The organism is Pedobacter sp. 10L46_2 (assembly GCF_056395165.1).
Genome location: NZ_JBFTIZ010000165.1, coordinates 1 through 8904 on the forward strand (window position 1 = coordinate 1; position 8904 = coordinate 8904).

5 protein-coding genes are annotated in these 8904 nt (G+C 38.3%); all 5 read right to left on the reverse strand.

All coding sequences use genetic code 11. The annotated features are described in order from the left end of the window. Positions 1–1543, reverse strand: a 1543-nt coding sequence (locus AC1DDX_RS17115) for a hypothetical protein (RefSeq protein WP_477622319.1), incomplete at its 3' end; no start/stop codon positions are given. 298 nt (positions 1544–1841) lie between these two features. Further along, the gene (locus AC1DDX_RS17120) at positions 1842–2825 is read right to left on the reverse strand and encodes a DUF4998 domain-containing protein (protein ID WP_161662237.1); all 984 of its coding nucleotides are present in this window, start codon (positions 2823–2825) and stop codon (positions 1842–1844) included. Positions 2826–2857: 32 nt separating this feature from the next. Continuing rightward, positions 2858–4048: a DUF4959 domain-containing protein gene (locus AC1DDX_RS17125; protein WP_337716710.1), complete on the reverse strand. Its 1191-nt coding sequence runs from the start codon at positions 4046–4048 to the stop codon at positions 2858–2860. A gap of 19 nt (positions 4049–4067) precedes the next feature. Continuing rightward, positions 4068–5966 carry a RagB/SusD family nutrient uptake outer membrane protein gene (locus AC1DDX_RS17130; RefSeq protein WP_084498139.1) on the reverse strand — a complete coding sequence of 633 codons (1899 nt, stop codon included), beginning with the start codon at positions 5964–5966 and terminating at the stop codon, positions 4068–4070. Positions 5967–6004: 38 nt separating this feature from the next. Further along, on the reverse strand, positions 6005–8904 hold a 2900-nt coding region (locus AC1DDX_RS17135), incomplete at its 5' end, for a SusC/RagA family TonB-linked outer membrane protein (RefSeq protein ID WP_477622320.1).

Here is an 8904-nt window from a genome sequence, read left to right on the forward strand (position 1 = left end):
GTGCAAAACCATGATAGCAATTAGGCTGCAGCTTAACAATGGTTGTTCCAAGGCCAAAAGATCCTCTGGTTGTTCCATGAAATCCTCTTTTAACATTTAAAAAGGTATAGGGCTTGGTTTCTGTTATGCCGTTATACTCGATAAGCTCTTTACCTATCTTAAGTACATTGGTATGATTTCCTTCCCATCCTCCAAATTCATTGAAATAGGCCCGGTCTGCTACTGTAATAACTGTATCCTGAGGAGAAAGCTGTTTGGTGATCACCGTGCGCTGCATGATGGAAAGGCTATCATTAGGAACTGGTGCAACATCACTGTTATTATCCGGTTGTAAGAATTCACAAAGGGTATGTAAACCCCAGCGTATACCTTTTTCTTTCATTAATGCGCCATATTCAGGTATGGTCATTGCAGGAGCAGATTTAAAATTAACTTTTTTTCCGCCCCATCTGTTTTGCCTGTTCGGATAATATTCGCCCATGCCTTCATCCTGAACAGATTTAAGTCCTAAACGCTGAGCATAATTTACAAGGCTGTCATGAACACCACTCCATGCAATATCAGGACGATAAGCTTTGGGGTCTTTAATCCATTTGCCATCTATTTCCGGGTGAGGAAGCCCTTCGGCTAAAACTATTTTCTCTATCGTTTTAAGGCCAAGAGAATCCGGACAAGCATACAATGCCATTGCAGAACCGATAAATCCGGCATCTGTAGGCAATACGAGTTGGTAACGGGCAGAGTTTGCTTTTCCATCCATGTTGTCGGGCAATACAGGAAAACGTATCATTTGCTCTTTTTTCCTGTCTCGAGAGTGCATGGAAATCGAAGATCCAAATGTTGGTTCTAGAACAGCACCATTTCCATAGTTCATCCTATAGTATTCTTCCGGATGCGAGTAAAAGGCCACATCACTAATACCATCGCCACCAATTGTAAAAGTTTGCCCTTCTTTTAGGTTAGGAGGAAGTGGGAATTTTACAGGGTCAGGAGAGTGTATAAAATAATACATGAAAGACATATCACCGTCCGTTGGTGGGCCTCCTGTAGTATTGTCATTCAGTCCCAGCATACCTATCGCGAAATCATCATCCCGCACCACTCCAAGCACATCTCCAATGGTTTTTGAAATATTCGTTTTATAAGGGCCCCATATGATATTATCAACCTGTTCTTTCTTGGTTAGCGAAAGTAGTTGAAACCTAAAATATTCATTTTTCTGTTCTGCTTTTATTGTTGCCACTGCACCATTGCTAAAGCTAAGCAAGATTTGATTGCGCTTCGGGCTATAAAAGGATTTTATCGGATGAATATAACCCTTGTGATTAGAAAGGCTCATCAATGCTGAAGAAAACCCCTTTGGATTATATTCTTTTTTCGTATTGACGTCTTTAATGGATGTAATAAAACCTTTACCATCTATACTGATAGATGAATATCGGGTTTTTAAATTGATGGTCTGCGCATGTGATAGGTTACTGTAGCTGAACACCATTATCCAGGCAATAATTACCCTGAACATGACAATGTTAAAATTATTCATAGTGTTTGTGTGTTGTCTTGTGCGAATTTTCGCTTTGTTTCATTTGTTTGTATGTACAAACTGTTCGCTTGTTTATTCTCAAAAAAAATTTATGACAATACTGCCGATCAGTCTGTTCAATGCTAAAATTAAATATTTTAAGAGCTATAAAAATGGTCTTATATTGATCAATATCGATGCTTTTTTTGCTCATCAACTCAATGTACTTACATGACGATTCAAGCTATTAGGTAGAAAAATCCGGCTGGGGCATCCCCAACCGGATTGCTGCGCTTCATTATTATTGTTTATAAATCCACTATTTTAATGTGATTGTTTCCTCTACTTTACGTGGAGCAGCAGTATTATAAGAGTAGAATAAATGAAAAGATTTAGTTGCAGGATCGTAATAACTTGGCCCCCAATGCTGGTCAATATTAGGTGTAGCTCCAGCAGGAGTAATGGTCACTGATAAATCTCCATTAACTTTCAACTGCATGAGATAACCTGAGGAGCCCAGGTCACCTAAATTACATTGAACAATTTCATCCGTTATCCGGGCAAGGACTTTCGCTTCGTCAATATTGCGATCTCCATTGTCCGGATGATGAAACACACCTGTGGCCTGGTAATTCCCTGCGTATGCATTAAATGTTTGAATAACCGAAGGACTGTAAAATGTATCAATGCCTTTATCAGGTACGAATGCAGATTTCAATTCTATTTGCTTTCCTTTATTGTCAGCAATAGTATAAGTATCAACCGTTGATGGTACACGAACAGTTGCAGTTTTCCCTAAGGCATTGGTATAGGTTACTTCAGTTGACACATTAAAAGTTTCAGCACCGGAAAAACTCAATTCTAATCCTGCCAGGGTATTCCCAATAATCACTCCCCTATTCAAAAGCTCAGATTCGTAGGTAGTACCATAAACCTTACCACTCTTTATCACCTCTAAAGAGGAATTCCCTAATTTATCGAAGGAAACAATTTCGAAATTATATGACTGCTCTTTTAATCCGGGGATAATGGTTTTAAGAATACCCAATTCAGCTGTAGGCAATGTAATTACAGAATCAGCTCTATCGTTCCAGTAAATTACATACTTAGCAATATTTGGATCCAGGCTTTGTTGAAATTGTACTTCAATTCTGTTTCTTCCGGAATGGAGTTCTATCCCACTCGGCTTTCCGGGGTAATATTTTTCTCCCTCTGCCAGGTATGGTTTGTAGGTATTATCCATTTTGGTGCAAGAGGTAATTATCCCGATGCACACTATAAGAAAATATATTTTATTTTTCATAATCATATTTTTGTTGAAACGGTTATTTAAGATTATTGAGGATCACCCCAGAACTTTAAGCATGAAATCTCCATTCCAAGACTCTGTGAATAATTTGATACCATTACAAATCTCCAATATCTGATAGGCTGCGCTGGCAATGGCAAGGTAAATTCAAATCCCTCCTGCTTGGCAGCATCATCTTCAGCATTTCTTTTGCCATATGGTAATCCTGAGGGTTTTTTCAATTCATAAAGACCTCCCAATTGCATCCAGGTAGCATCTAAGCTTCCATCCGGATTCGGATTGTTACTACCATATAATTTAAAGGTTTTTGGAGTACCATTCGCAAATTCTGCAATACCATTTACCCTAAACCACAACCTAAACCTGCTCATTTTAACAGTTCTACCTAAATCATATGTTATACGTGACGGGACTTTTGTATCAGGGAGGGTAATTCCATAAAGGGCCCAATCAGAAGCTCCATTATTAGATAACGGAACACTCAAAGACGAGCCGCAACATCCAGTCATATCTCCAGGTAAGTATAACCCGGATATTTTTGATCTGTCTAATTCAACTTCCCTCAAAGGAGATAATTTTGAGTATACTGTATCCGACACATTCCCCCATCTATCTCTCACATAGGCACCAAAAGTTCTCTCTTTTGTTGGAAGCCCCCTCACCGAAAAATTACCTTCAGGCTCTTTCATGTATTTTGTATCCAGATACTCAAAACCGTCAAGGGAGTCCACAATAACGACGACGCCCAACTCACTCTCACTAGGATTTAAATAGCTCACATTTACACCTCCGAAATCTGCAAATAGTTTTAATGAGGCACCTACAGTAAGGTAGTTTGGCGTAAGTGGATTAACGGTAACCTCAACAGGATCTGATTTTATTTCACTCCTGCTTATGGCATGTAATACTACCTTATAAGCACCGGCTTTAGCAAAACCACTTACCGTGATGGTATCAGAATAATACGAAGATTTTGCCTGTCTGCTAACTTTATCGTTTACCGAATAATCTGCTTGTACATACAGTATAGAGGGATCGGCATGAACATCATAAGTGATAATAGCCCCTCCTTCAACATTAGTTACTTTTATATTGGTTACAGGCGAAGGTTTTGTTTTGTCGCCAAACAAGGGAGCATGATCTAACACTTCATTCTTGCAGGAAAAAATAAATCCTGCAAGAAATAAGACCATTAAAAAAATATTAATCTTTTTCATAATCATTTGAAATTATATTTTACCATTTAGGGTTTTGAACAAGGTTAGGATTTACTGACAAGTCGTATTCCTTTATAGGAAATAGAAAGTCTCTATAGCTATAATTAGGAGTGAAAATGGTCTTAAGCCTATAAAAATTCTCTGTAGTAGTTTGAAATACGTCCCAACCTTTTATAGGTCTATTCATAATATCCAAATTTTTCCATCTTCTTACATTCCAATAGTTCTCGCCTTCAAACATCAATTCTATCATCGTTTCCTGATGAACAATTGACCTGAAGCCTTCTTTTGTACTTGGTTTTGAAGGATTTTTCGCATAAGTTGCCCAGGATTCAATGACACCTTTTAAGCCTGCTCTTAAGCGCACCAAATCTATATACTTATAAGCCTCAACTGAAGGACCTTCTGCCTCATTAAGTGCCTCTGCATATAAAAGATATAAACTAGCTAAGCGGATGGCAGGCCACACATAAGAAACAATGTTGTAATTACCACTGCTACCGCTATTCTTATAGTTAATCAATTTTTTTGGCCAATAACCCGTACAAGAAAATCGGCTATTAGTACCGGTAGAATTACTTTGTCCCCAAATGGTATTGATGTACAATAAATTGGTTTCATCGGTGCGCCCAAAACCAAATAACGAAGATCTGTCAAAAGCCAGGTCGGCATAAAAACGATATTCCCTATCCATATTAAAACTTGCAGTAATATAATTCGGATTCAGCAAACTGCTTTCAGATTGAGGAATTGTTTTCAATTTGGTAAACCTACCTGCATAATCCCAGTTCTTATCTTCATCGATAGGCACTCCATTTCGTGTATAGAACATTTCAGCTGCATTTATAGATGCTGCAAGAAGCGCACCTGAAGTCTGCTGCACATCATTTCGTGGAGTGCACATATTTTGAAGATTTCCTGTGCTCCCCTTAGAATTGGAAAACCCCCAGATTGTTTCATTGTTCCACTCTTCTGTTATTGTAGACCTTACGTTCATGCAATAGGTTGTGGCATCACTTATTGCCCCCATGTTAAAGGGCTTCTCAAAATAATGAATTGCATTCGAAGCCTCATGACAGGCATCAATTGCAGCTTTACACGCATCGGCGGCTTTTTTCCATTTTATATTGTCAACTGTAGGATTTAGCAAGGCTTGTCCATCTTTGTTTTTGAAATTTGCGTAGTCAGAATTTCCATTAAATAGTGGGCTCGCGGCCAATACCAGTGTTTGGGCTTTTATAGCTAAGGCAATAGGTTTTGTAACCCTTCCAAGCTCCTTCGCCTGATTAGAAATCTCAAGAGGCAGATCTGGAATCGCTTCATCCAAAGTTTGTACAACATAGTTCACAACAGAATCCACAGGTTCACGTTTTACCCTTACCTCTTCTACGGAGGCAGATATTGGCAGGTTTTTACGGATTACCGGAATAGGTCCGTACATCTTTAATAAACTGAAATGATAATAGGCTTTCAGAAACTTCACTTCTGCAATCCATTTGTTCCTTTCAGAAGTCTGTATATCAGGAACCTTAACAATGTTTTCCAGAAAAATATTACAATGACGTATCGCTATATAATAAGACCTGGCTCCATTTTCACCATCCCAGGTATTGCCAATTGGTAATACCCCATTCTGGCCTCCATAAGCCAGATCAATAATATTCTGATAGCCATCCATTGGCGATATTCCCGGATTAGGAGTAACCATTTCTCCGGAACCCATAAATGTTGGATTTTCGATATCACCAAGCCTTGGCAAAAATGAATAACAAGTAAATAAATACTTTTCAGCCTGATTACGTAGCGTAAAAGCATTGTCGATGGTGGCTATATTATCTGGAACGACATTCAGATATTTTTTACACGAAGAGAGCGAAATTACCATCAATCCGAGTATTATAATTTTATAAAATTTCATACAATTACAGTTTAATTTTAAGGAAAGTGGACATTGTTTTAATTAATTGAGATGAGCACGCCAAGATTCATCACTCTTTGAACAGGATAGCCTAGACCGTTGCCACCCATTTCAAYRTCCCATAATTTAAAATTGCTCCATAGAAAAAGGTTTGTTCCATTTAAATAGAACCTTACATTCGACATATGAGCTTTTTGGGTGATCCTATTTGGCAATGTGTAACCAAGTTCAAGCGATTTTAAACGAAGAAATGCGCCATTTTGCATTAACCAGGTGCTTGTCTGGGTGTTATTAACATTGACCGTTGTACTCAATCTTGGCCAAAGGGCATAAATATTTCTATTTTCTTCACTCCAGTGATTATCAGCATAAGCCTTTAACAATGCCCCCTGATTATTTACAAAAGGAGAAGTTTTTATGCCATCGATCCAAAAAGACTCACGTCCCAACCCCTGGAAGAAACAAGATAGGTCAAATCGTTTGTAACCTGCAGAAAGACCAAAGCCATACACAATCTCGGGAGATGTCGGGAACCCTATTGGCACCTGATCTAACGAGGTAATTTGTCCATCATGATTTACATCTCTATATTTAATATCACCTGCACCATAAATTCCGAAGTTTTGTTTTGGGGAATACGCAACGTCATTATCATCAACAAACAGGCGCTCAGCAATGTATCCCCAGTTTTGTGATAAAGAATAACCAACATGCGATTTGTTTTTCTCGGCATATTCAGGTTCTTCATATACCTCAAATTTGCTTGTCGCATAAGTAAAATTGGCCATTCCTTTGATCCATATATCTGAACCAATATTTTGAGAATAATCCATAGAAACATCTACACCATGCGATGACGCTTCGCCAACATTAGCCCTTACATTTGCAGACAATCCCATTGTGCTAGGAATAGAAGTCCTATCCATTAAGATGTTTGTTCTTCTTTCTTTATAGATATCTACCTGAATGCCTAATTTATTGAAAAGGTTGGATTCAATTCCGAAATTGAATTTTTTAGCGGTCTCCCAGGTAATGTCATTATTTGCATATCTGGTAATATCAACTCCACTAAGAAAATTATCAGTTAATGTTCCAAAAACAGCGCCATTTGAAGTACTGTTCATATTGACATTTGACAAATAAAAGAACCTGTCCTCCGGACTTCCTATCTGGTCATTCCCAACTAAGCCATAGGTTGCCCTTAATTTCAATGTCGGCATAACCTCTTTGAGTGGCTTCCAGAAATCCTCATTTGACACGGTATAGGCTACACCTGCTGAAGGGAAAAATCCAAAACGATGAGAGCTATGAAAACGTTCAGAACCATTGTAGCCAAAATTAAATTCAGTAGCATAGCGATCATTATAGACATAAGTAAATCTACCCGACAAACCCATATTCCTGAAAGGAAGAGAGCTTTGTAAATCTCCGGCACCTCCTGTTAAGCTACTTTTGGCAATACCTATTAACATACCACTGAGGCTATGTACCTGATTGAAAGTACGTTTATAGTTTAGCGCTGCTTCACTATAAAAACTGGTAGAAACTTTTTTCTCTCCTTCATCATATCCCAAATATTCGGTACCTGCAGGAACTCCGGAAATTGTTGATTGAAGTTCATTAAGCCCTCTAAGTGAATAAGTTTTGTTTACCCTGTCATAGTTACTAAGTGAGTAATAGTATGGATTATAAAATCTGCTAACATCAAAGAAAGCATAACGCTGAGTATTAACCATAGCTCTGGCACTTAGTCCTTCTGTTATAAAAGAGAAATCCTGCGACAATTGAAGCTGAGCTGACATTGTTGACTGAGAGTAGTCTTTATAACCTTTTTGCAAACTTGCATAAGGGTTATTAAACTGTCCATCTCCATAGTTACCAAACATAATGTGTCTCACAAATCTGGTATCTTCTGTAGGAGCATATCGGGCTGGAAATAGAACTGGGTTAGCATTAACGATTTCGTTATATATTGCTGTCCCACTATTTATAGGCCCTCTGTAATCATCAAAAACACCTGATATACGTGTAATTAACTCTGTAGTTTTGGTTAGATTAATATTTACGTTACTTCTTAATGAATATGTTTTTAAATTGGCATTGCTATTAAAGTTATTCATAGGATCAACTTTCATGATACCATGATCCTGCGACAATGCCCCCGCAACAAAATATCTTGCTACTTTGCCGCCACCATTAACATTCAGATTATACCTTTGGTTCATGGTGTAATCTTTCAGTAACATCTTTTGCCAGTCAGTAGTTGGGTAAGCAACCGGATCTGTTCCTCTTATGGTATTGTCTATTTTGCTCTGCTGATAAAGATATCCTCCCAAGGGATTTCTGGTTAAATTGGCTTCATTAGCTAAAGTCATATAGGTCACAGGGTCTGCAAACTCTACGTCCCTGGTTGATTGTGATAAAGAATTCTCCGCTCTGAAAGATAAATTCACTTTACCCTCCTTACCTTCTTTAGTTGTAATCAAAATCACTCCGTTTGCACCTCTAGCGCCATATAACGCAGTTGATGTAGCATCTTTCATGATGGAAAAACTAGCAATATCGTCTACCTGAAGTCGCGCTAAATCAGTGGACGTTGACTCAATACCGTCAACTAAAATCAAAGGAGACACTTTATAACCAAAAGTGGTAACTCCCCTAACAAAAAAATCTGCATTATCAGCGCCCGGCTCACCGCTTCTTTGATAGGCAATTACACCTGCCAGTTTTCCTGCAAGAGCAGCAGTTAAATTACTTGAGGGTATTTTTAAATCCGCAGGCTTTATTGTAGTCATTGATCCTACTACTTCAGTTTTCTTTTGCTTTCCAAAGGCCACAACAACTACATCATCAAGCTGAGCATCAGCCGATTTCAAGGTTACATTAATAATTGTACGGCCGTTAATCTCCACTTCTTGAGATTTCATCCCCACAGATG

Bases quoted from the DNA above. Each gene is read 5' to 3' on its own strand.
- AC1DDX_RS17130 (WP_084498139.1), bottom strand. From the start codon at position 5,966: ATGAAATTTTATAAAATTATAATACTCGGATTGATGGTAATTTCGCTC.
- AC1DDX_RS17125 (WP_337716710.1), bottom strand. From the start codon at position 4,048: ATGAAAAAGATTAATATTTTTTTAATGGTCTTATTTCTTGCAGGATTT.
- AC1DDX_RS17120 (WP_161662237.1), bottom strand. From the start codon at position 2,825: ATGAAAAATAAAATATATTTTCTTATAGTGTGCATCGGGATAATTACC.